Annotated in this window: 15 protein-coding genes; 9 read left to right on the top strand and 6 right to left on the bottom strand. The window is 50.3% G+C overall.

The window, feature by feature from the left end; genetic code table 11:
- Window positions 1–6 precede the first annotated feature (6 nt).
- The 3 genes from ACYVAM_RS25325 (at window position 7) to ACYVAM_RS25335 (ending at window position 2,903) form a co-directional block, all read left to right on the top strand.
- Window positions 7–2,160, top strand: coding sequence for a vWA domain-containing protein (locus ACYVAM_RS25325; RefSeq protein WP_461072306.1), 2,154 nt, complete (start codon window positions 7–9; stop codon window positions 2,158–2,160).
- Window positions 2,161–2,245: 85 nt separating this feature from the next.
- Window positions 2,246–2,416, top strand: a complete 171-nt coding sequence (locus tag ACYVAM_RS25330) for a hypothetical protein (RefSeq protein WP_461072308.1) — start codon at window positions 2,246–2,248, stop codon at window positions 2,414–2,416.
- Window positions 2,391–2,903, top strand: a complete 513-nt coding sequence (locus ACYVAM_RS25335; RefSeq protein ID WP_461072310.1) for a DUF6169 family protein — start codon at window positions 2,391–2,393, stop codon at window positions 2,901–2,903. Before ACYVAM_RS25330 ends, ACYVAM_RS25335 begins: the two co-directional genes overlap by 26 nt.
- 44 nt (window positions 2,904–2,947) lie before the next feature.
- Here the strand turns inward: ACYVAM_RS25335 and ACYVAM_RS25340 are convergent, their stop codons facing one another.
- Together ACYVAM_RS25340 and ACYVAM_RS25345 are read right to left on the bottom strand one after the other, a co-directional pair.
- Window positions 2,948–5,419: a helix-turn-helix domain-containing protein gene (locus tag ACYVAM_RS25340; RefSeq protein WP_461072312.1), complete on the bottom strand. Its 2,472-nt coding sequence runs from the start codon at window positions 5,417–5,419 to the stop codon at window positions 2,948–2,950.
- Between the two features lie 80 nt (window positions 5,420–5,499).
- Window positions 5,500–5,922 (bottom strand): EamA family transporter, encoded by a 423-nt coding sequence (locus tag ACYVAM_RS25345; RefSeq protein WP_461072314.1) that lies wholly within the window; start codon window positions 5,920–5,922, stop codon window positions 5,500–5,502.
- A 244-nt stretch (window positions 5,923–6,166) separates the two neighbouring features.
- Here ACYVAM_RS25345 and ACYVAM_RS25350 point away from each other — a divergent pair, with 244 nt between their 5' ends.
- From ACYVAM_RS25350 to ACYVAM_RS25370, 5 genes are all read left to right on the top strand, one after another.
- Window positions 6,167–8,677: a phosphocholine-specific phospholipase C gene (locus ACYVAM_RS25350; RefSeq protein WP_461072316.1), complete on the top strand. Its 2,511-nt coding sequence runs from the start codon at window positions 6,167–6,169 to the stop codon at window positions 8,675–8,677.
- Between the two features lie 358 nt (window positions 8,678–9,035).
- On the top strand, window positions 9,036–9,467 hold the full coding sequence (locus ACYVAM_RS25355; protein ID WP_461072318.1) for a MarR family winged helix-turn-helix transcriptional regulator: 432 nt from the start codon (window positions 9,036–9,038) through the stop codon (window positions 9,465–9,467).
- A gap of 1 nt (window position 9,468) precedes the next feature.
- Entirely contained in the window at window positions 9,469–10,797 is a 1,329-nt protein-coding gene (locus tag ACYVAM_RS25360; protein WP_461072320.1) for a TolC family protein, read from the top strand.
- A 34-nt stretch (window positions 10,798–10,831) separates the two neighbouring features.
- Window positions 10,832–11,941 (top strand): HlyD family secretion protein, encoded by a 1,110-nt coding sequence (locus tag ACYVAM_RS25365; RefSeq protein ID WP_461072322.1) that lies wholly within the window; start codon window positions 10,832–10,834, stop codon window positions 11,939–11,941.
- A gap of 88 nt (window positions 11,942–12,029) precedes the next feature.
- Window positions 12,030–13,589, top strand: a complete 1,560-nt coding sequence (locus ACYVAM_RS25370; RefSeq protein ID WP_461072324.1) for a DHA2 family efflux MFS transporter permease subunit — start codon at window positions 12,030–12,032, stop codon at window positions 13,587–13,589.
- Between the two features lie 100 nt (window positions 13,590–13,689).
- On the opposite strand, the gene ACYVAM_RS25375 is transcribed toward ACYVAM_RS25370, so the two are convergent.
- Entirely contained in the window at window positions 13,690–14,931 is a 1,242-nt protein-coding gene (locus ACYVAM_RS25375; protein WP_461072326.1) for a hypothetical protein, read from the bottom strand.
- 286 nt (window positions 14,932–15,217) lie between these two features.
- On the opposite strand from ACYVAM_RS25375, the gene ACYVAM_RS25380 reads away from it, so the two are divergent.
- A complete protein-coding gene (locus tag ACYVAM_RS25380; protein ID WP_461072328.1) occupies window positions 15,218–16,279 on the top strand; it encodes a TolB family protein in 1,062 nt (353 codons plus the stop codon).
- Window positions 16,280–16,306: 27 nt separating this feature from the next.
- Here the strand turns inward: ACYVAM_RS25380 and ACYVAM_RS25385 are convergent, their stop codons facing one another.
- From ACYVAM_RS25385 to ACYVAM_RS25395, 3 genes are all read right to left on the bottom strand, one after another.
- The gene (locus ACYVAM_RS25385) at window positions 16,307–17,557 is read right to left on the bottom strand and encodes a DUF819 family protein (protein ID WP_461072330.1); all 1,251 of its coding nucleotides are present in this window, start codon (window positions 17,555–17,557) and stop codon (window positions 16,307–16,309) included.
- A gap of 141 nt (window positions 17,558–17,698) precedes the next feature.
- Window positions 17,699–21,403 carry a PA14 domain-containing protein gene (locus tag ACYVAM_RS25390; RefSeq protein ID WP_461072332.1) on the bottom strand — a complete coding sequence of 1,235 codons (3,705 nt, stop codon included), beginning with the start codon at window positions 21,401–21,403 and terminating at the stop codon, window positions 17,699–17,701.
- A gap of 644 nt (window positions 21,404–22,047) precedes the next feature.
- Window positions 22,048–23,577, bottom strand: coding sequence for a malate:quinone oxidoreductase (locus ACYVAM_RS25395; RefSeq protein ID WP_461072334.1), 1,530 nt, complete (start codon window positions 23,575–23,577; stop codon window positions 22,048–22,050).
- Window positions 23,578–23,642: the final 65 nt, after the last annotated feature.

Here is a 23,642-nt window from a genome sequence, read left to right on the forward strand (position 1 = left end):
TATCGAATGCGTTCTGATGTAATTTTTCAATCCTCTCCCTGGTGGATTCTGGTTTGCCTGCTCGTAGGGGCAGTGTATGCGTTTGCTATGTATCAGCCGCTACCCCGTTTTGCGGGCAGTGGCACGGCTACCGGCGGATTCGATAAACGAACCACCTATGGGCTGGCAGCATTACGCTTTGCCGTTGTCAGTTTCCTGGTCTTCTTATTGCTGAATCCGCTGATCCGTAGCCTGCGTACACTCACCGAGAAACCAAAAGTTGTGCTGGCCATCGACAACTCTGAATCGGTAGCAGCTTCGGGCCGACCAGCGCTCACCAGGGCATTGGCAAGCTTACAGACGCTGCAGCAGCAATTGACCGAGAAAGGATTGGATGTGTCCATTCATACGTTCGGTGATTCTGTCTCAACAGATCAGGAGGGTAAGTCGGATCTAACGCAGATTCCGTTTACGCATCGCACAACCGATTTGTCGAGCCTGCTCTCGGGCATCCGATCCGATTATGAGGGGCGCAACCTGACCGATGTTGTACTGGTGTCGGATGGTATTTTCAATCAGGGCCTTTCGCCAACGTTTGGCCAGTACCCGTTTGCGTTGCAGACGATTGGGCTGGGTGACACGATTTCCAAGAAAGATATTCAACTGAAGGGCATTATTGCCAACCGGATCGCGTATCTGGGTAACCAGTTTCCCGTGAAGGCCGAAGTCCTTAGTAACGGTTATCAGGGACGCAGCGCTACGGTGGTCTTGCGGCAGAATGGCAAAGAGCTGGGCCGTCAGGCCATCAACTTCTCCGGTAAAGTGGGCGGGCAGGGTGATTCGTTCAACCAACTGACTTTCCAGACTACAGCTACCCAAAAAGGGGTTCAGCATTATGTGCTGGAGGTACTCCCACAACCCGGTGAATTCAGCACGCGGAATAACCGTCAGGATGTGTATCTGGACGTTATTGATGGAAAAGAAAAAGTGCTCTTGCTGGCGCTGACGCCACACCCGGATGTAAAAGCATTGCGGAATATTCTGGAAAAGAACCAGAATTACGAACTCGATGTGCGTATCCTGACCGGAACCCCGGCCGAAGCGACGCCACCAGCCGACAAGACTTATGATCTGATAATCCTGCATCAGATTCCTGACAACGGGGGCGTCGGAAGCTCACTGCTTCAGAAATACCTGTCGAAAAACACACCGGTGCTGTTTGTACTTGGTAATCAATCATCGTTGGGGCCGTTCAATACGTCGAACCCGGTGATGCAGATAAACGCCCAGCCGAACCAGAGCGATAAAGTGACGGGCGTATTCAATCCTGCCTTCAAGCAACTCAATCTTGATCCGGAGAGGCTTGCTATTTTGTCCAAACTGCCGCCTATGTCAGTACCATATGGTGAGTTCAGGTTGCAGGCGGGTAGTGAAGTCGTGCTTTGGCAGCAGGTAGGCAGCGTCCGAACCACAAAACCTCTATTGGCTTTAAATGTGACCAGCCCGCGCAAAACGGCTGTGCTGGCGGGTGAGGGGCTGTGGTCGTGGCGACTGGAAGAATACGCGCTAACTGATAAACAGGAGGTAGTTGATGAGTTGATTCAGAAAGTGATTCAACTGATTTCGGTAAAAGAAGACCGCCGTAAACTTCGGGTCTACCCAATTCGAAATGAGTTTGTCGCGGGCGAAAAAGTCATTTTCGAGACGGAGCTGTACAACGATATTTACGAACGGCTGTATGATAAACCGGTTCGGCTTGAGATCAGCGATGAGAAAGGGCTGACCCGTTCCTATAATTACACGCCTACAGAGGCAAACAGCCGCTTCGAGATCAGCCGTCTGCCCGAAGGCGCATATCGATTCAAGGCCAGCGTAACCGTTGATAACAAAGCGGAGCAGTCGACGGGGCAGTTTGTCGTACGTGACCTGCAACTTGAAGCGCTCAACACAACCGCCGATCATGGGCTGCTTCGTCAGCTCGCCAAACAGACAGGCGGGCAGTTCTACACCGTCAGTCAAACGGATGAGCTCGTTCGTACGCTAACCAATCGCCCGCACCCCGCCCGCCTGACCAGCACCGAAGAAATGAACGAACTCATCAACTGGCGCTGGTTATTCTTCGTCATACTAACACTGGTCGCCATCGAGTGGGGCCTTCGGAAGTTTTATGGAGGGTATTGATGCGTGTGAAAACTAGTTTGCCTGAAAAATTTGTTTCTTAGCCGATACTTTATTGTCTTTCAGTTGTCCAAAATCACTAACTACAATGGAAACGCCAGCCAAACCTATGACCGCCCGCGAAATAGTCCGCAAGCTTGTGGAGGTGAAGGAGCAGGTACAGCGAGAAGCGCGGGAGCGTTACCAAACAGACCCTGAATACCGGGCTGTCTTTGAACGATTGGAGAAAAAAAATGCCAAGCGAAGGGGTAGCAAATAGCTATGAATTTGAATTTGTTGCAGGAGAGCATAACACTTATTCTTTTTCAACTTATGACACAATACGGTATGAAATTAGATTCGTACCGTCCAGCTATATGTTTGATAGTTACATCGAACATTCTGTTGATGCCTATGAAATGGTGATTGCGGTAGCGGATAATCCACTCGGGCGACGCATTCCTGCAGATCCGCTAACTGAACCGACTATTCGAACGATCTTTTATGATTTCTTTCGTACTAAAGATCAGGTAATTATTTTCATCTGTGACAGTTCCGATGGCCGTCAAAAGGCGCGCGCTCGGAAGTTTACCAGTTGGTTCTATGGAGATGTTCCGCCGTATATGCTCAAATTCGACACGAAGCTTGCCGACGGTGAAAGAGGATTGATCTTTTTGTCAATTATTCTCGATGCCAGAAATTCACATGTTAAGGAGCTTGTTGACCTTATTCAGAACATACATCTGGACATGAGTAAAGAGGAATAGACCTTACATCTTTATACGGGTTCACCGGTTTTTTGCTTTGTCTTTTATAACCCGGATTCACCCAGCTCGGCCCGCATGGCATATTGTACAAACCGAATGTCGCTGAAGGATACGTCGTTGCCCAAGCCCTGCCGGATGGTGCTCAGTGGTTCGGAAGGGTACTGTTCCAGATAGGACCGAATGCTGGCCACTTTTTTGGGAGGCAGCAGCGCGTCAATGGCCAGTTCGCCGGTTTTAACATACGGCAATAAATGGCTTTCGATGGTCGAAACGGCTAGCCCGCGTTCGGCGGCAATCTCCTCGACGCCTTTCCCGGACTGGAAGAACGCGTAAGTAATGGCGGGCGACATTTCTTTCGGCTCTTTGGGTGGTTTCGGCGCTTTGCCCTTCGGCGTAGTTGTACTGGTACTAGAGGCACGACCAACGGGCGTTTCCCGAATAATACGCAGGATATCTTCGCCAATCTGTTTCACTTTGGTTTTGCCAAATCCTTTAATGGCCAGTAGCTCAGCCTGGTTCGTTGGGCGTTGACGAGCCAGCTCAACGATGGTCTTTTGGGGCAACACCATAAAGCCGGATGTATTGTGTTCACCCGCCATGTCATTCCGCCATTTCATCAGGGCGCCATACAGACCGCCCCGTGATGGACCATCCGAATCTGTCTTTTCGGCAACCTGGGGCTCATATTTCTTGCGTTCCGGTTGAAAATCCAGTTCGGCCCGATTCCGCGCCTGCAGGTAGTTCAAGGCGTTAAAGCCTTCCCGACAACTCTCAAAGCTCCGTAGCTTGCTGAACAACTCCTTCTCTAAGTCATCCAGCACTTCCAGCAGCAGATCACGTACTTTCTTGTTGTCGCAATCGGTGGGGAAGCGTTGTAGGAGTGGGAGTAATTCGGTACCCAGCAGCGATTGGAAATACGAGCCCGCCTTGCTGACCCGCTCCTGAAGAGCCTGATTCTGTTCGGGCAGGTTTTCGCTGGCAAAGTAACTCGGCAATTGGTGCTGAAAACGGCCCGACACATCGCTGGCTCTTTCGCGCACCAGATCCGTCAACTGCGTCAGAATGGGGGAGCTCTCGGTATCTAAACTGCTGGCGTGCTCATTCACGACGCGTCGACACCTGTAGAGCAGGGACGTGGTACGTTCGAACGAGAACAGCTCCCGAAGCAGATGCTGCTGGTTGGTGAGTTTTGCCTGATGCAGGTGCTGTTCATTGGGCGTTTGCTGTTGAACATGCTCGTGAAAGTCTTCAAGCTCCAGCTCTGTTTTGATGCTATGCGCCGGAATCGGTGAGCGCAGTACCAGCCCATCCAGGGTTTTGCAGCGGCTAAGGGCCACATACACCTGCCCGTGGGCAAAGGCCGACGAGACATCGAGAATGGCTTTTTCGAACGTAAGTCCCTGGCTTTTGTGAACGGTAATGGCCCAGGCAAGCTTGAGTGGAAACTGCCTGAAGGTGCCAATAGGCTCACTCTTGATTTCTTTGGTAACCGGGTCCAGCGTATATTTTATATTCGTCCAGTCGACGGGATACACGACGATTTCCGCCCCATCCTGATGGCTTTTTACATAGATCGCCGAGTCGTCCATGTCGGTAATTCGGCCGATTTTGCCATTGTAATAGAGTTTATCCCGGCTAATGTCATTTTTGATGAACATTACCTGAGCGCCTATTTTTAGCTCAAGGCTGGCATCGGTTGGATAGGTGTGCGCTGGAAAATCACCTTCCACGGTCGCGGTAAAGGTGCGGGGTTTCCCTTTCAGCGCCTGTAACTTATGGCTATTAATCTGTTGAGCGGCCGAGTTATGGGTCGATAGGGTAATATATCCTTCGTCATCTTTCGGGGAAAAGTCGGGAATGTAACGCTGGTTCAGATTGTCGAGTTGAGCCCGGGTTACGGTTTTCTCACGAATGCTGTTGAGAAGGCTGATGAAGCGTTCGTCGGACTGTCGGTAGATATGGGTCAGTTCGATGGGAACGTAGGAGGTTTGCCGTAAGGCTTTGCTGCCAAAAAAATAGCCCGTATCGTAATACGGTCGCAGCAGGGCCCAGTCTTCGTCTTTAATAACGGGCGGCAACTGCTGCATGTCTCCGATCAGTAGCAGTTGTACGCCACCGAAAGGGGCTGAACTGGTCCGGTATCGCCGGAGCACTTCATCGATGCCGTCCAGCACATCGCTCCTGACCATACTGATTTCGTCGATCACCAACAGATCCAGCGTACGTAATAAGTTAATTTTCTCCTTGTTGAATTTCTTGCCTTCCCGCTGCGTGGCACCCGGCACCAACGGTCCGAAGGGGAGTTGAAAGAGTGAGTGAATCGTGACGCCCCCGGCGTTTATCGCGGCTACACCCGTTGGCGCCACAACCGCAAGACGCTTGGCACTCAATTGTTTGATCTGCTGGAGAAAGGTCGTTTTCCCGGTTCCGGCTTTGCCGGTCAGAAATATATTTTGGTTGGTGTGCAGAACAAAATTGTTGGCAAGGTCAAGTTTTTCGTTTACGGAAACGGTCATAAAGCGCACAGGAGATAATAAACAAAGATACTCTATTTATAGACGAATTCGTCTCCCAAACGTCATACAAACCAGGCCGTTTACTCTTTCGTCACGGCAATAATCACGGCTCCGGCAACCATTAGCAGAGCACCCATAATCACCTGCCAGCTTACTTTTTCCTTCAGAAAAACGGCCGCCAGAATAACAGAGAAGAGGAGGGAGGCATTCGTAATGGGCGAAACCTGAGAGGCATTCCCCAGCTTTAGTGCCCGGAACGAAAACAATGACGAAAGGCAGGTAACGACTCCGGCGATGATCAGATAAATCCAGACCCGACGCTCAATACGCGAGACATCCGGTAAATTTCCCTGCACAATCACCACGCTCCAGGATACAATCAGGATTAGAACGGACTGAATGGCAAAGGCCAGACTCGAATCGATATGCTTGATACCCGCTTTTGACAGCGTAACGACAACGGCCGCCGATAGAGCAGCCAGTATGGCAAAAAGAATCCACATGGGTTTTGGGGTTTACGGTTTGTGGTTTGGGGTTTACGGTTTGTGGTTTACGGGTGCCTGAGAAAAACCACAAACGACAAACCGTAAACCAAATAACACAAACTGTAAACCATGAACTGACAGTGTGTAAAGCGTCAAGTGAAACAAAATGATTTAATAATTTGAGAGAAAGGTTTTTTGATTCGATCTGCCCTATTTTTGGTGACCCATCCCAACGGCCTTTGTAGGGTCAATCAGTACGCCTATGGATTCCAGAAGAGACTTTATTAAAAAAGCTGCGTTGTTGTCAACAAGCCTCTCGGGTATTTTACCCGAGTCGATTCAAAAGGCCTTTGCCATTGATCCTCAGCCAGGAACGAGCTACCTCGATGCCGAACACGTCGTCATTCTGATGCAGGAGAATCGCTCCTTCGACCATACATATGGGACGTTGCAGGGCGTACGTGGGTTCAATGACCCCAGAGCGATCGACCTGCCGAACAAACACAAAGTCTGGCTTCAGACCAACGCAGCAGGCGAAACCTATGCTCCCTTTCGCCTGAACATGCACGATACGAAAGCGACCTGGATGAGTTCGTTGCCCCACTCCTGGGAGAATCAGGTCGATGCCCTCAATGGCGGTAAACACGACAAATGGCTGGACGCCAAAAAATCGGGCAATAAAGAATATGCCAACATGCCGCTTACGCTGGGTTATTATAACCGCGAAGACTTGCCGTTTTATTATGCCCTGGCCGATGCCTTCACGGTTTGCGACCAGAACTTCTGCTCATCACTAACGGGAACGACGCCCAATCGCCTGTTTTTCTGGACGGGCACCCTCCGCGATCCGCGTGACTCGAAGGCCATCGCCAATGTTCGGAACGAGAACGTGGACTATGGTTCGGAGGTTGGCTGGACAACGTTTCCGGAGCGGCTGGAAGAAAATGGCGTTTCCTGGAAAATCTATCAGAATGAAATTAGTTTGCCAACGGGTCTGGTGGGTGAGGCCGATGGCTGGTTAAGCAACTTCACTGATAATCCCATCGAATGGTTTTCGCAGTACCAGGTTCGGTATCACCCGGCTTATTACCGCCACATTCAGCAGGAAGAGAAAGCTATTCCCGAACGAATACAGAGTCTGGAAACCAAATTGAAAAGCCTTAGCGAGAGCGACAAAGAATACCCGATCGTTCAACGCGAACTGGCTCATCAGCAGCAGTGGCAGAAAATAGTTCAGTCTGATCTGGTGGCTCGTACGCCCGAAAAATTCAATCAATTACCACAGCGGGAAAAGAATCTCCATCAAAAAGCATTTACAACCAACGCCCGCGATGCCCATTACCACGAGTTAGCCACGCTGACCTACGACGATGGGGCGACCAAGCGGCAGCTAACGGTTCCGAAGGGTGACGTGCTGCATCAATTTCGGGAGGACGTAACGAATAAAAAACTACCGACCGTGTCCTGGGTTGTCGCGCCTGAAAACTTCTCCGATCACCCTTCGGCCCCCTGGTATGGCGCCTGGTATATTTCGGAGATGCTGGATATTCTGACCCAGAACCCCGACGTCTGGAAGAAGACAATTTTCATTCTGGCCTACGATGAAAACGACGGCTATTTCGACCATGTACCTCCTTTTTTGCCCGCACACCCAGATCGGCCTGAAACGGGCCTGGTAAGCAAAAGTCTGGATACCCGCGCTGAATTTGTTACCAAGGAGCAGGAAAGCAAGCGAAAAAATCCGGGGCGGACCGGTCCAATCGGGTTAGGGTTTCGCGTGCCGCTGGTGGTGGTATCGCCCTGGAGCCGGGGCGGCTATGTAAACTCGGAAGTATTCGACCATACGTCGACGCTCCAGTTTCTGGAAAAATTCCTGAGCCATAAAACCGGTAAACAGATTCGCGAGTCCAATATTGGCGCTTGGCGACGGACGGTCTGTGGTGATCTCACGTCGGTATTCCGCCCCTACAACGGTGAGACGATCAAATTGCCGAAATCACTGGAAAAAGAAGCCTTCATTGAAGGAATCCACAAAGCCCAGTTCAAGGCCATTCCATCCAACTACAAGCGCCTTTCTGAACAGGATATTCAGCAGTATACCACCAATCCGATGGCTTCACCGTATCTGCCGCGTCAGGAGGAGGGCGTTCGGCCATCCTGTGCGTTGCCGTATGAACTGTACGTAGACGGCCGAGTAGTCGATAAACAGTTTGTGTTAAACTTTTCGGCTAAAACGGATGCGTTCGGCAAGCAATCGCTCGGTGCTCCTTTTCAGGTCCATCATCGCCAGCAGGATGAAGTAAAGATTCGGTCTTACACCGTTTCGGCCGGTGACGAATTGCGGGATTCCTGGCCGATCGATCAGCCGTTCCAACTTAATGTACAAGGGCCCAATGGCTTTTACCGTGCGTTTAGCAGCAGCCCGTCTAACCCGTTGATTCAGGTACTATGCGACTATGAACGGGATGCCAGAAAGAAGTATACGGGTAATGTGGTGGTCAGGTTAAAAAATACCGATCCGGCGCGGCTTTACTTGATTCAACTACTGGATAATGCCTACCAGACGAAAATGCAGCCCATAACCCTTGACAAAGCGGGCGCAGTCGGTGCACAGCAGGCCGTGGTCCTTAACCTGAAAAATAGTCAGAACTGGTATGATTTCAGCGTGAAAGTTGCTGGCTTCGACGCCTTTGAACAGCGATACACTGGCCGGGTGGAAACGGGGAAAGCAGGGATTAGTGACCCGTTTATGGGGAAAATCAGTAAGACATAAGACTAGGATTACGACTTCTGTAATTAAGTTGCTACAAACAGCTTCTAGCTGTTTGGTACGCAGGAAACGCTCTAACGGGACTCGTTAGAGCGTTTCCTGCGTATAGCCACTTGATACGGCTCTGATAGGTTAAAATCTAATTAAAAATTATAGCCTGAGTCAGCCTGAAAATCAACTTAAATACGCCAATAAGATATGAATGCACATTGTACTATTTCAATAAGCAGAATTTATTGTATTAAATAAAGCTTAAAGGCTTGACTGGCTTAGGATCCTAATAGTTGTGTATGTAATTCATTGTTTAAACGAAATTTGTTTAAACAAATATTGGTTATACCTTTGACACGGCCTATTAGACATGGAAAAGCAATTGATTAATGAATACCACCGGCTCATTAAAAATATCCACCAAACGGATGGCTATATATTCAACCACTTTGGACAAAAGCTAGCCCCGTTCGATTTGTCGGTTCAACAGTATATCACCTTACGCCGTCTTTCCGAGGTATACCCTAACAGTTTGACAGCGGGCGAGTTGAAGGAAAAAATGACGGATATCAACTCAGATATGACTCGGCTTACCGATCGACTGGTAGCGAAAAATCTGATTGTTCGTGAGGTCGATCCACAAAATCGGCGACGGGTCAATCTGCGGCTGACCGAAGAATCCTACCAATTTGTAGAAACGGTAGCTGCTGATTTTAAGAATTTTGAGTCGATCGTGAGTCATCTGACCGACGAGGAAGTACGCACAATGAACACACTGCTTGAAAAAATTAGAAATCGGTAAAATGAAAAAGTACGTAATCGGGGCTGGCTTGTGGCTGCTGAGCCTGGGCTGGACAACCGCCCAGCCAACACCATCTGTTATGCCGCTGGATCAGGCTATTCAACGGGCCTTACAAAACAACAAGAGCATTAAACTGGCCGATTCGCGGACGCTGGCGGCTGAAGCCCGCGCTCAGGAAGCAAAAGATCGTAGTTTGCCACAGGCAAATGCATCCCTGGCCTATTCACGCTATAGCCTGACCGGGCCTTTTGCATTCGGGCAGGGGAGTGATGGCAAGGCGCTGGCGTCTATTCCGGCGGGGGCGTTCAATGCCACCATCGGGGGGGCTACGATCACCAAGGAAGTGTTTGGTGGTTTTGCCGAGAAGTCAGCCGAACTGTCGGCCAATCTGCTGGCGAAGGCCAGCCATCTGGATGCCCAGCGCAACCGGTCCGAACTGGTCTATACCGTTGCTGACGCTTACTACAACATCGTTAAGCTGATCCGGTCAACCAGCGTGATCGACCAGAATATCCGGCAATTCGACGAGCGGGAGCGGGAAGCGCAGAATTTGCAGAAAGAAGGGGTCGTTACGGCCAATGAAGTTTTGAAAATTCAGTTGCAACGGAACAACCTGCAACTCAGCCGTCTGCAAGTCGAGAAAGCCCGGCAAACGGCACTTTATAATTTCAATCTGCTCATTGGTTTACCCGACGATCAGGTTATAACTGTCGATACAACGCTGGCCAATCCGATCGTTACGGCCGAACCGCTGAGCAATTTCCTGGGGCAGGCCTTACAGAGCCGCCCGGAAGTGCAGGCGAATGCCTTACGGGTACAATCGGCGGAGGCTATGCTGCGCAACACCAAGAGCAGCCTGTATCCGCACCTGGGCGTGTCGGCGGGGTATAACTACATCAACCCAACGGCGCGGCTCATTCCCGAAGGAAGTTCGTTCATCAGTGCCTGGAATGTAGGTGCCGGGTTGAGCTATAACATCGGTTCGCTTTACAATATGAAAGGCAAACTGAATACAGCCAAAACGGCCATCGATCAGGCGGCCCTGCAAGGCCAGCAACAAACCGATCAGATCCGGTCGGAGGTTGTCACGGCGTATAACAATTACCAACTGGCACTGGAACAGCAAAATGTGATTCGCACGGCGGTTGGGCAGGCTCAGGAAAATTACCGCCTGACCGAATCCCGCTTCCGTAATGGACTGGTAGGCTCTACAGATCTGCTGGAAGCAGACAGCTTCCTGCTTCAGGCGCAACTTAATGTGATCAATGCGACCGTGGATGCCCAACTGGCGTATCAACGTCTGCTCAAAGCCACGGGCCACAATCTTTAATTAATCTCACGTTCTGACGAACGAAATAATAATCATGAACAAGAAAACTTTATTCCGCGTAGGGGGCGTCATTGTCCTGGTCATTGCTCTCTTTTTCGGGTATAGCGAGTTTCGCTACCTGCAACGTCACGAAACAACCGACGATGCACAGATTGACGGCGATGTAAACCCGGTTATTCCAAAAGCGGGTGGGTATGTGAAAGCCATTCGGTTCAAAGACAACCAGTTTGTTAAAGAAGGGGACACCCTGATCGTGCTGGACGATGCCGATTACAAAATTCGGGTAGCCCAGGCCGAAGCGGCTTTACAAAGTGCGATGGCTTCTGCTGGCGTTTCGCGCTCGCAGGTCAACGTAGCCTCGGCCACTATCCAAAGTTCGCAGGCAAGCGTGCTGACGGCCCGAAATCAAGTGGCTACCGCACAGGCCAATGTAACGGCGGCACAGGCTCGCGCCCGTAAAGCCAATCAGGATTTTGAGCGCTACAGCCGATTACTAGCTGAAAAAACGGTTCCTCAGCAGCAGTTCGATGCCGTACAGGCCGAACGCGATGCCGCTCAGGCGCAAGTGCAGGCTGCTCAGGCCCAGTTGCAAACGGCCCAGGCCCAGGTAGCGGCTGCCGGTACGCAAACGGGGGTCACCAATTCGCAGCGTCGGGCAACGGAAGGTCAGATTTCGGTAGCCCAGGCCGCCATCAAACAACGTCAGTCAGATCTGGATTTGGCCAAACTTCAATTGTCCTATACGGTTGTAAAAGCTCCGATCGCAGGTGTTGTTTCGAAGCGGTCCGTGCAGGTCGGTCAACTGGTGCAGGCCGGACAGGCGTTGTGCTCCATCGTGGGCAATTCGAGCCTGTGGGTAACCGCCAACTTTAAAGAAACTCAGCTGAAGCAAATGCAGCAAGGCCAAACGGTCGACATTGATGTGGATGCGTTTGAAGGCGAAAAACTGGTCGGCCATGTTGGGTCGTTTGCCGGGGCAACGGGGGCTAAATTCACGCTCCTGCCTCCCGACAACGCAACGGGTAACTACGTAAAAGTAGTGCAACGGATTCCGGTTCGAATTGAACTCGATAAAAATAGCCCGCTATACGCCAAACTTCGCCCCGGTATGAGTGCGACAGTTGCGGTGGATTTGCAGAAGTAATACCGGTATATGGTTTGTGGTCTACGGTGGGTCCGTCACACAGTGGGCTGCTGTAAACCACAAACCGTTAACCACAAACCGTCAACTAATGAAGAAGTTAGGTTTTGATAAATGGATCGTTGTCATAACGGTCACCACGGCCGCTCTGCTGCAAACCATCGACTCATCCATTGTCAACGTCACGTTGAACCAGATGATGGGTAACCTCGGCGCATCGCTGGGCGATATCAGCTGGGTGGTCACAGGGTACGCAGCCGCGAGTGCGGTCATGATTACAATGTCGGGATGGCTAACGGCCAAACTGGGTCGCCGGAATTACTTTGCTGCGTCAATCATTCTGTTTACCATCGCGTCGATCTTCTGTGGTACATCCACCAACGTATGGGAGCTCGTGTTCTTCAGAGTCGTGCAGGGTATCGGCGGAGGAGGCTTGTTAACGACCGCTCAGTCCATTCTGATCCAGACTTTTCCGAAGGAGGATCTGGGTATCGCCAACGCCATTTTTGGACTAGGCGTGATCATTGGTCCATCCATCGGCCCTACGCTGGGTGGATTCATTACCGACAACCTGTCGTGGAACTGGGTCTTTTATATCAACATTCCATTCGGTATTCTGGCTACGTTTCTGACGTACACTTATATTAAGGAACCGGCGGAGAAAATGCTGGCGGGTAAGATGGACTGGTTGGCGCTGATTCTACTCGTTATGGGTATCGGTGGTTTGCAGATCATTCTGGAAAAAGGCGAAGAAAAAGACTGGTTCGATTCTCGTTTCATTGTTGGTATGTCTATTGCTGCGGGCGTCGGGTTGATCGGCTTTATCTGGCGGCAACTGGCCGTCAAGCTTCCCATTCTGGATCTTCGTTTGTTGCGTCAGCGCCGGTTTGCGGTGGGAACCCTGTTCAACTTTATTCTGGGTTTTGGTCTGTTCGCGTCGGTCTTCATTATTCCGGTGTTCTGTCAGACTATCCTTGGCTTCACCGCCAGCCAAACGGGATTGTTACTCATGCCGGGCTCCATTGCCACGGGGATGATGATGCCGGTTGTGGGCGGGTTGATGAGCAAAAACTACATTTCGCCGGTTTGGTACGCGGGCATTGGCTTCCTGCTGTTCTTCGGCTTCTGTTTCGATCTGTCGGCCATTAGTCTGGCGGCTGGCCCGGATTATTTCTTCTGGCCGCTGATTATTCGGGGGATCGGTATGGGCTTGATTTTTATCCCGCTGACGACCGTTACCCTGGCCGACCTGAAGAACATCGAAATCCCGCAAGGGTCGGCCCTGACGGGTATGATCCGGCAGTTGGGCGGTACGTTCGGAACGGCCATCATGACGACCTATATCTCGACGCGCACCATGTTTCATGCCTCGCGTCTGGGCGATAATGTCTCGACATACAATCCGCTATCGGTCGACCGTATCAAGCAGTACACCGGCTTGTTCCTGTCCAAGGGCGATGCCCTGATGGCGGCCACAAGCAAAGCGTATGGTGTTATGCAGGGTGCGGTTATGAAACAGGCATTAGTGATGACCTATGCCGATGCGTTCCTAGTTATTGGCGGCTTCTTCCTGATTTGCGTACCGTTGCTGTTACTGTTTATTGGTAAGAAAATCGAAGCACCCGCCCATACCGAAATGGTAATGGAGTAGGAGGGTAGAGAATCTATTTTGTTTCATATGCAAAAAGGCCGGGATACTATTTCCCGGCCTTTTTTGTATATAGTCGCTTGGTAGAATTTAGTTCACCAACCTAAAGAAGGGGCGAACTATATATATCTATTTTTTTTCCGACATCTTTTCTTATTTGTGCCTTTTCCGCTGCTGCGACTTTTAATGCGGCTTCAGAAGGGGCTAAGCCTCTTTCTCTGACCATACGTCTGGATTCTTCACTCCATCTTTCCTGGGCTATTTTAGAAATCTTCGCCTGGGTATCTTTTATTTTTTGCTCTATCATGACTAACAATAGGGGATCAAGCCCTGTCGAATTCTTGGCCAGAAATTTTTCGGCAGAAGCTAAGTTCGCCAGCGCCTTATTCCAGTGAATTTCGTTTCGCATAGCGCCTACATCGACTTTATACGCTTTGTGCGCACCCATCCCCCCTTTTACCAGGGAAATTGCGACTCCTCCGCCACCTGCCGCAGCGCCAACGGCTGATGCTGCTCCTGCCTGTGTTGCAGCCACGAGCCCTCTGGTTAAGCCTTCTTTAGCACCTACGCCACCAGCTCCCTTTAATAACTCTGTTCCGCCTACAACTGCTTTACCATGTTGTTCCCCTCCTCGTTGTGCGTTTTCTAAGCCTACCTCCGCTACTGACCGGGCTGCACCCACCGCTACACCTGCTGCTGCCGACGATGCGGCAATCGCGATGGCACCCGCAGCCATTGGAATGGCCGCCAGTCCACCAGTGGCTATGATGCCAGCGATAATTAACCCACCACCTACCAGCCCCAGCGCTATTTGAGCCGCACTCAAAGCCGCCAGTCTGTTTCGCCACTTGGTTACATCTTTCTCATTGGTGTCGTAGAGCTCAATAAGTTCGTCAACTTTTTCGCACCAGGCGACCAGTTTGTTGCAAAAATCCATTCGCATCTCTGAGGGCATGCTAATATTTCCACGAGAGTGTGCCGAGCGCGCTCTCGTGTGTATCTCATCCCATTGTGTCTCTGTGTCCACTTCTGTAACAAGTCGGCTGCCAGAAGAGGACATTTCTACCCTCGATAGTAACTCAACTCCAGCTTCGCTTTCGTTTAATGGCTCATTGCTTACGAATGGAGCGGAGTCATCGTCCCAACTACCCGTTATACCCACACCATACCAGCCCTGACGTCGACTGCCTCCTCCCTTCCAATACCTTATTTCTTTCACATGGTGGTGTGATTCCTTTCGGCGATATAGTTTCTTCGCGGCCCAATACCCATCCGACGATGAAGCGGCCATTCGCTGGGCTGCACTCGGTGCCGGACGTGAGGCTACGGCTGGTGCAGTTCTCACAGTAGCCGTTCTGGGGGGCATATTACTGGCTCTACCTGATATTGGAACGCGACTGGGTGATTCCATAAGCGTGAAGAATTATAATTAAAGAGTGGGTACGGTTAATAAATTACTGAAACTTCTGAGAATAGTAACCTAAAGTTAACAGGTTTTAAATTGATAGGTAACTATTTCAAACATACGGTATTATTTGTTGTCACCCTGTTTGACGTTAGGGTTGCCGTTCCCTGTTCACTGCAACCAGTTCGAGTAAATTTGGGTCATTAGTACAAACTAAACTTACCGTATGCGAACAAATTATATACTGCCTGTAGGTTTCTTGCTTGTATTGATGGGAAGCTGCGGACCAATTCATTTAGGTGAATACAGCCAGGGCGTATTTCCTGAAACAGTGACCAATCTTGGCGCGATTAATTCGATCGATGATGACTATAATTCAACGGCACCAGCATTTGGCACGGTAATGCCGTTGTTATTTTCATCAAAACGGGGCGGACGAACCGATTTTAACTTCGTGAAAGAGTCGCTCAATTATAGTTTTAATAAAAAGACAGGTCAGTTTTCCTTTGATAATAAGCCCTATGGCGGATGGGACATTTTACAGGAGCAGGCCCCAATCGGCTGGGCTGCCGATAAAGCCAACTCGGACGCAAATGAGTTAGGACCTTATGTGCTTTCTTACGATCGGGATCTCACGAAAAATGAGGCTCCTTCGCACTATGGCGAATACTTGATGCTGTTTGTTTCTGATCGAACGGGTAATCTGGATATTTACCTGACCACGAATTACCAGGCCAATTCGACGAATACGTCAAGCGGAAATGCCACGGGAATTTCTACTAAATTATTCACAACGCCAGTGCCGCTCTCATTTCTGAATTCGCCGGCCGATGATGCTTATCCTGCTTTCAGTAAGAACAATACGTCAATCTATTTTACATCTAATCGGGCGGGCTCCTTCGATATTTACCGGGCTTTATTACCTGGTATACAACCAGCACAGTTACATACACAACTACCCGATTTAGCGAATTGCCCAATTGAACGCGTGGATGGCTTATCATCGGTGGCCGATGATAAATGCCCATTTATCCTGAACGATAGGCTGGTCTTTACCTCAAACAGGCCGGGTGGGCTGGGAGGCTACGATTTATATTACAGTAAATGGGGCGTTGAGGGTTGGTCGGCTCCCGTGAACTTTGGCCCAGCCGTTAATACAGCCTACGATGAGTACCGGCCTATTTTGTCAAGTCCGATGGATTTTATGAATCAACTAATGATCTTTTCCTCGAACCGCCCGGGTGGTAAAGGCGGGTTTGACCTGTACATGATCGGCATTCCAAAATAGGGACTTCCTGTTAGTGATGGCTCATTTTTAATCGACTAATTGCATAAGCCAGGCTGTGAGCAGGCCGCCGTATGTGCCCAGCACATGACTCAAGACGGCCAGCAAAACGCCAACGGGGGCCAGCGCCGGATGAAAGATCGAGGCAACCGCCGGCGCTGTTGACACTCCGCCAATATTTGCCTGGCTCCCAACCGCCACAAAGAAGTAAGGAGCCCGGATAATCCGGGCTGTAACCAGCATAACGGTTATATGAATCAACATCCAGATCACAGCGACCAGAAATAACCCCATATTGCCACCCAGATTGGATAAGTCAAGGCGCATGCCGATGGTCATGATCAGAAAGTAGACGAACAGCGTGGCCAGATCTGTTGTGCCCAGCTTTTCGAGTTTGCGTAGACGCGTAAACGATAGCCCGATGCCGAGCGAGGTAGACAGGATAACGACCCATAGAAAGTTGGCTGTGAACGGGTCCAGACCATACGCGGCTAGGGCTGCTTTATAGGGCTGAAGGGTCGTTGAGATCCAGTAAGCCAGCGCGTGAGCCAGGGCTGCGCCCCCAAAACCAAGCGCCAGAATAGTACTAAGGTCCAGCAGGTTGGCTGGCCGGTCAGGCTCAACTTTGTAGGCCAGAATGCGTTGCTTTACTTCTTCGATCGCGCTTGTGTCAGCGTTGAGCCACCCGTCAATTTTTTCCCGGTAAGCGGCTCCGTAAATCAGGCAGGCGGTCCAGGTCGTTGACACAACCGCATCGACAACCAGAATGATCGCAAACAGCGCTTCGTTGCAGCCGTATATTTCCTTGAGCGCCAACTGGCTGCTGCTGCCGCCAATCCAACTGCCCGAAATAGTTACCAATCCTTTCCAGTACGCCTGGGCAATAGCCTGCTCACGGAAACCCGGAATGAGCCACATAACGAAAAAAAACGCAATGGGCGCTCCAATAATAATCCCAACCGTGCCCGACATAAAGGTAATGAGGGCTTTTGGACCAAGCCGGAGAATAGCCCGTAAGTCGGCCGTTGAGGTGAGCAGGACCAAAGCCGCCGGTAGTAAATAAGTGGTCGATACTTTATACAGACTTGATTGCTCTCCCGAAATAATCCCCAGACTGTTCATTGTGGCTGGAAAAATATAGCAAAGCAGCAGCGATGGCACGTACGTGTACGCCCGTTTCCAGAAGGGATGATCGGATTGGGACGTTTGAAAAATGAGCGTCAACAAGACCAGGAAAATACCCAGAATAATGGCGTCATTGGTGATGAGGGGCTGTTGCATAGGAAAACAGGCGGCCTGCCCGTTTATGTGTAACAGGCCAGAAATGACTTGTGCCACGATGAGGACACCGTGGCACAAGGTACAAAATGAGTTAAACATTTACGGGCTAGGCGCAACAGGCCATCCGCAGGTTTATACAAACTACTCCATCAGGATCACCTTGCGACTTAGCCGCTGCTGATTTTGGGTAAGGGTCAACACATAGCTTCCCCGGTTTAGCTGATCCACGGCTACATTGATCAGGTTTTCTCCCGGCACAACCTGATGGCTTGTCTGGTGGACAGGCAAGGCGGCTGAGTTAACCAACTGGATAGTGGCCTCCCCGGCTGTTTCTGCATAATACTGGATCCATAAATTTTGCCTGGCCGGAATTGGGTACACATTCTTCAATAAAGGACCTACCGCGTCAATTTCGCCGGAAATGCCCAGTCGCCCACCGGCATAGGCCGTCGCAGCTGGGTATAATCGGATCTGAGGAACCGTTTGCTGGGTCTGTCCTGGATAGGTCCACAACAGTTTTGCCAAAGCCCCGCCGGAATTTTCGAAATACTCCAGGCGAATATCATACCGTTGTCCGGCGGTTAGGTTTATGGAAGAACTATTGTTGATTACGGGCGGGTGAGCGTTCCAGTCATTGATGATTTGTGTACCATTTACCCAGAGCCGAACGCCATCATCGGCATTGGTGCTGAAGGTGTAGGCACCACTGACGGGTGCTTCGACCTGCCCCGTCCACCGAACCGAGAAATTGTCGGTATTGATCGTGCCCGAAGCCGGTGAACCAGTGCCCCAGTCGAAATCTACCGTAGCGTCGGTACGGGTCAGTACACTGGGTGCCGTTAAGGAAGCGTTATTAAAATAAGCGGCCCGTAGACCCGTGCCAGTTCCGGTGTTATTGCTGGTACTGGTACTGACTAAAGATTGAGTAGGTGCAACGCGTCGAAAAGCGGCATCCGGTATTACTTGCTTGTTCAGATTGGGACCGCTATAGCTGACAATCAACGTTTGGCCACCTCCGCCCTGAAGAAAAAGAATGCTTATGGCATGCAGGCCGGCTTTCAGGCCAATTGTACCTGACCGTTCCTGATCGGCATGCAGGCCGTCATTGTTGACTACCTCGGTAGCTCCGATCAGAAGTTTACTACCATCATCAGACGTTGTGTAAAACGTATACATCCCATCCGTCGGAATACTGATGTAGCCCGTGTATCGAATGCCATAATTGCTGTCCCGGTTACGAACCGTGAGGCTGGGGTTTGTAACCGTTCCTGTTTTAACTGGAGTGAGAGTACTAAAGGCAGGCAGATTGTCCCAGCTTCCTTCGTAGTAGCTGTAATCCAGACCGCTGGTTGTGTTTGCCAGGTTATCGGCATTTCGTAGGGACAGAACCGGTGCCACTCGCTTAAAGGATGCGTCAGGAATCGCCTGCTTGCCCAAATTGGGGCCGCTATAACTAACGGTCAGGGCCTGATCCCCACTGCCTTCAAAATAAAGAATGGATAGGGCATGGAGACCCGCCTTTAGGCCAATCGTGCCGGAGCGTTCCTGGGTAGCGTGCCCCCCATCGTTATTAACGACTTCCGTTGTGCCGATCAGGAGCTTACTGCCATCGTCAGAATTGGTATAGAATGTATAAATACCGTCGGCCGGAATACTCACGTAGCCGGTATAGCGGAGCGCGAAGTTGTCATCGCGGTTCCGTACAGCCAGCGTCGGTGTGTTGGTCACTCCAGTCTTAACAGGGGTTAAGGTGCTGAAAGCCGGCAGGTTATTCCAGTTGCCTTCGTAGTAACTGTAATCCAGTCCGGTTACGGCATTGGCTGGATTGTCGGCCTCGCGTAACGGCGTCGATAGTGCAATGTCTTTTAGCAGAACCATCGATGAAAACGCGGGTATGGTTACCTGGCCCGTATACAGGCGGTTGCGCATGTCGCGGTAGGTGCCCTCCAGAGAAACCTGATTTGCATTTGCCGAACAGTTCGCCAGACACTTGATATAATCGTCGGGATTACCCGACGAATACGTGATTGGGCTGTTGGTAGTCGTTAGGTCTTTGTTGTATTGGGATTGCCACTGAGCCAGCGAGAGAGACGCTCCGGTCGTTCGGTTATACACCGCCAGCACCTTATACGTATCTTCGAACGGACGTCCATAGGCGTTGTTATCGAACTGGCCGTAGCTACTTAAATCGTTTTGATTCGACTCGTACTTTACGTTGAACTGGTTTGCCAGCCGACTCACAAAAATGTTATTCCGAATCTGGTTATTGCGCGGCTGGCATCCGCCAGCGCTCGTAATGGATAACTGCCCATCATTGTTGTTATAAGCCGTGTTACCGTTTAGATTAACGTTAGACGAGCCGTGTAAGTAAATGCCCAGCCCACGGCAGTTATACACCGTATTGCTGGCTACTTCGATATTTTTTGTACAGTCGTCGAGGTAAATTCCATGAGCCCCCGCAGACGTGCCATCGGGCGATCCTTCGGGAGCGCCAATGCCGTTGAAAATAACATTTGAAATCAGGTGAATATCGTCCATGACCTGCTGATTGCCATTCCAGATATACAGGCCACTACCGTCGCTTTTGGTCAGGCAAAAGTTACTGATCTGATTGCGCTGAACGGTGGTGCTGGTCGAGAAGTTAAGCGCATTATAGCCAATGTTGTCAAGCACATTGTTCTCGATCAAGGTGTTTGCTGTACTGGCCGACTGAAAGCCAACATACATGCCATCGCCACTTTTCCCGCGACCCGGAACCAGACCAATACGCCGAATGGTATTACCCCGGAAGGTAACATTCTGGTAGGTGGCAATGTCAACCCCATTGTTATTGGCATCTTCGATCAGGTTGTTTTCCAGTACTAGTTGCTGCCCACTTCCCTGAACGCGCAGGGCATCCTCTCCCGATAAGGTGATGTCGACGTTACTGATGGTCAGATTGGAACTGTTCGTGGCCAGTAGGCCCGTTGCTCCTGTCTGGGTAATTTTCAGATTACGGACCCTTACGAACGAGGCCGACGAAATACTGACGCCTTCATTGAACACCGTGGCTGTTACTGACTGGCTGTTGGGATTTGTCTGATCATCGTATAGCCGAATCGTTTTATTGGCTGGGTTGTAATACCATTCGCCCCGCTGGTCGAGGGTGGCCGGGTGGTTTTGGATAAAATAACCCCAGTTATCGGCAAGATCATAGTTGCCGGCACTAATCAGCGTGAAGGTATTGCCCGATTGGCCGGTGATGGTTGCCCGATTCAATATCCACTGTACGGGCCGGTAAACGACTTCTGCCCCCGACCAATTGGTTGACAACCCCTGCTGGCTGGTGAGTTGCGTTTTACCGTTGTGTGATTGGACCGTTAGATAGCCTTTGTTGGCTGCACTCAGGTTAGGGTAGCGGCCCAGCGGGAGGGCAGCATTGTCGCGGTACAAGCCCGTCAGCCGATCTCCGCAGCCCGGGCAACTGGCCTGCCAGATATTATTGCCCATGTTCGTCCAGTTGCTAACCGGTATAGCGCCGGATAGAACAGGCTTATTGCCCGACCCATACGCATCAACCACTATTGGGTTAGTGGAAGTGCCCGACTGCCGGAGTTGAAGGCTGCCCTGAAACGTATCATTCCGTCGAAATAATACCTGATCTCCGGGTTGCAGCGATAGGCTGTTAATCTTTGAAATGGTTTGAAAGGGCGTATCGCTTGAGCGTCCGTTATTTGAATCGTTGCCCGAGCTGGCTACATAATAAATGGTTTGCCCGAAGGAAGGAGATAAACTGTTGCCTAGTAGCAGGCATACAGGAGCGCAGCGAAGCAGCATCGCCACTCCTTGAGATAAAGGGTTTTTCAAGTTACGCACAGTAAATAAAGTATTCAAATATTAATATTAGTTAATATTAAGTTATTCTATGGGCGTAGAAAACTACTAAACCACTTGTCTACTTGCAATTTTTAGACGAAATAAATTTACATATAGTAATATAATGTGTTTTTTATTGCATTATTTAATTATAAAGTTTACATAAATCTAATTATGTTAACTTGTAGAAATGCATAATTTTATAGTTGGCTGTAGAAAGCAGCAAATTCGTTGACTGTAAATAGGAATTATACTTAAAAAAATAATTACTAATGCGTTTGTTTATAACTATGCCAACGGACTATAGCGGGTTAATAGACCTTATTGTAGGGCAAGCGCATCCATAAGCGGTAGTAACATCCATTTAGATCAATATTTTCTCAAGAAGTAGTCCCTGAGGGAGATTTGTAAAAGTACTTAGTAGCTATCTGGTAAGTTATTCCAGAAGTCAGGCAATTAGTAGGTCTGGCTAGACGAGTCGGTAGGCAGCAATACCTGAACAAGGGAACGGGTGCGCCATAAAAAAACCTTCGTTCGAACAGACATACTCTGCCGTTCGACGAAGGTTTTTGAGACTATTAAAGGGCTATTCTGTTTGTGACTATTAGCCTTGGTTCAAGCAGTATACAGACTTCTTACTTATCGCTGGTGGTGTACTCGTAAACACCAAGGCCCAGTACCTCGCTTGTTTGTTTTCTAAGCTCCTGCCCAAGCGCAGGGTTGTTGGCCAGAACCTGTCCATAACTTGGTATCATCTCTTTTAGCTTTTGCTGCCAGCCATCGGTGGCCAGCTGTTCAGGAAAGCAACGCTTCAATAAATCGAGCATGATCGAAACGGCCGTTGACGCACCCGGCGAGGCACCTAGCAGAGCCGCAATGCTGCCATCGGCTGCACTGACTACTTCCGTACCAAACTCAAGCACACCGCCTTCTTCGTCGTCTTTCTTGATAACCTGCACCCGCTGACCGGCAATTTCCAGTTCCCAATCGTCCATCTTAGCGTCCGGGTAGTATTCCCGCAGGGCATTCAGCCGATCTTCTGGCGATTGCAACACTTGCTGAATAAGGTACTTGGTAAGCGACACATTATGCAGACCAGCCATGAGCATGGGCGCCATGTTGCTTAGCTGAATGGATTTGGGCAGATCCATGTAGGAACCACTTTTCAGAAATTTGGTCGAAAAACCAGCGTAGGGCCCGAAGAGAAGTTCCCGCTTGCCATCGATCATGCGGGTGTCCAGGTGCGGAACCGACATAGGGGGAGCACCCACCGAGGCTTTTCCATACACCTTTGCCTGGTGTTGTTCGATCACCTCCGGGTTAACACATTTCAGCCACTGACCGCTCACCGGGAATCCGCCAAAGCCCCGACTTTCGGGAATATCTGACTTTTCGAGCAGTCGTAACGAGCCACCCCCCGCACCGATAAAAATGAACTGAGTCTGTACATCGCGCACCTGGTTGGTGGTCACGTTTTCTACCCGGATTTTCCAACCGCCCAGTGATTTTGAGCGCCACAAGTCGCGTACATCGTGGGCAAAGTGAATGTGAACGCCGGGCATGTCATATAACCGGCGGAACATGGCCCGCGTGAGAGCACCAAAGTTCACATCCGTACCAATGTCCATTCGGGTAGCCGCTACCGGTTGCGATGGATCGCGATCCTGCATAACCAGCGGCATCCAGTCGGCTAATTGGGCCGGATCTTCTGAATAGCGCATGCCGTGGAAGAGGTAGTTCTGCTGAAGTGCATCATATCGTTTGCGGAGATACGAAACGTTGTCCTGGCCCCACACAAAACTCATATGCGGAATCGACCGGATAAAATTGGGGGCGTCGTTCAGAAAACCGCGCTGAATGAGAAAAGCCCAGAACTGCTTTGATAGCTCAAATGACTCGGCAATCTTGATGGCCTTTGACGGGTCAATGGTGCCATCTTCCTGTTCGGGAGTATAGTTGAGTTCACAGAAAGCCGAGTGTCCGGTTCCGGCATTGTTCCAAGCATCCGAACTTTCGGCAGCCGCACTGTCCAGGCGTTCGTAGATGTCGATTGTGATGTCGGGTTGCAGTTCTTTCAGCAACACACCTAAGGTGGCACTCATGATGCCAGCCCCAATCAGGACTACATCAGGCCCTTTTTGTATTGATTTACTCCGTTTCGCCATGATCTAATTAGACCGCTAATTATGTATTCTTTTCAGGTATGTATTCCTGATATAGTTACAAAGTT

This window comes from Spirosoma horti, assembly GCF_054776595.1.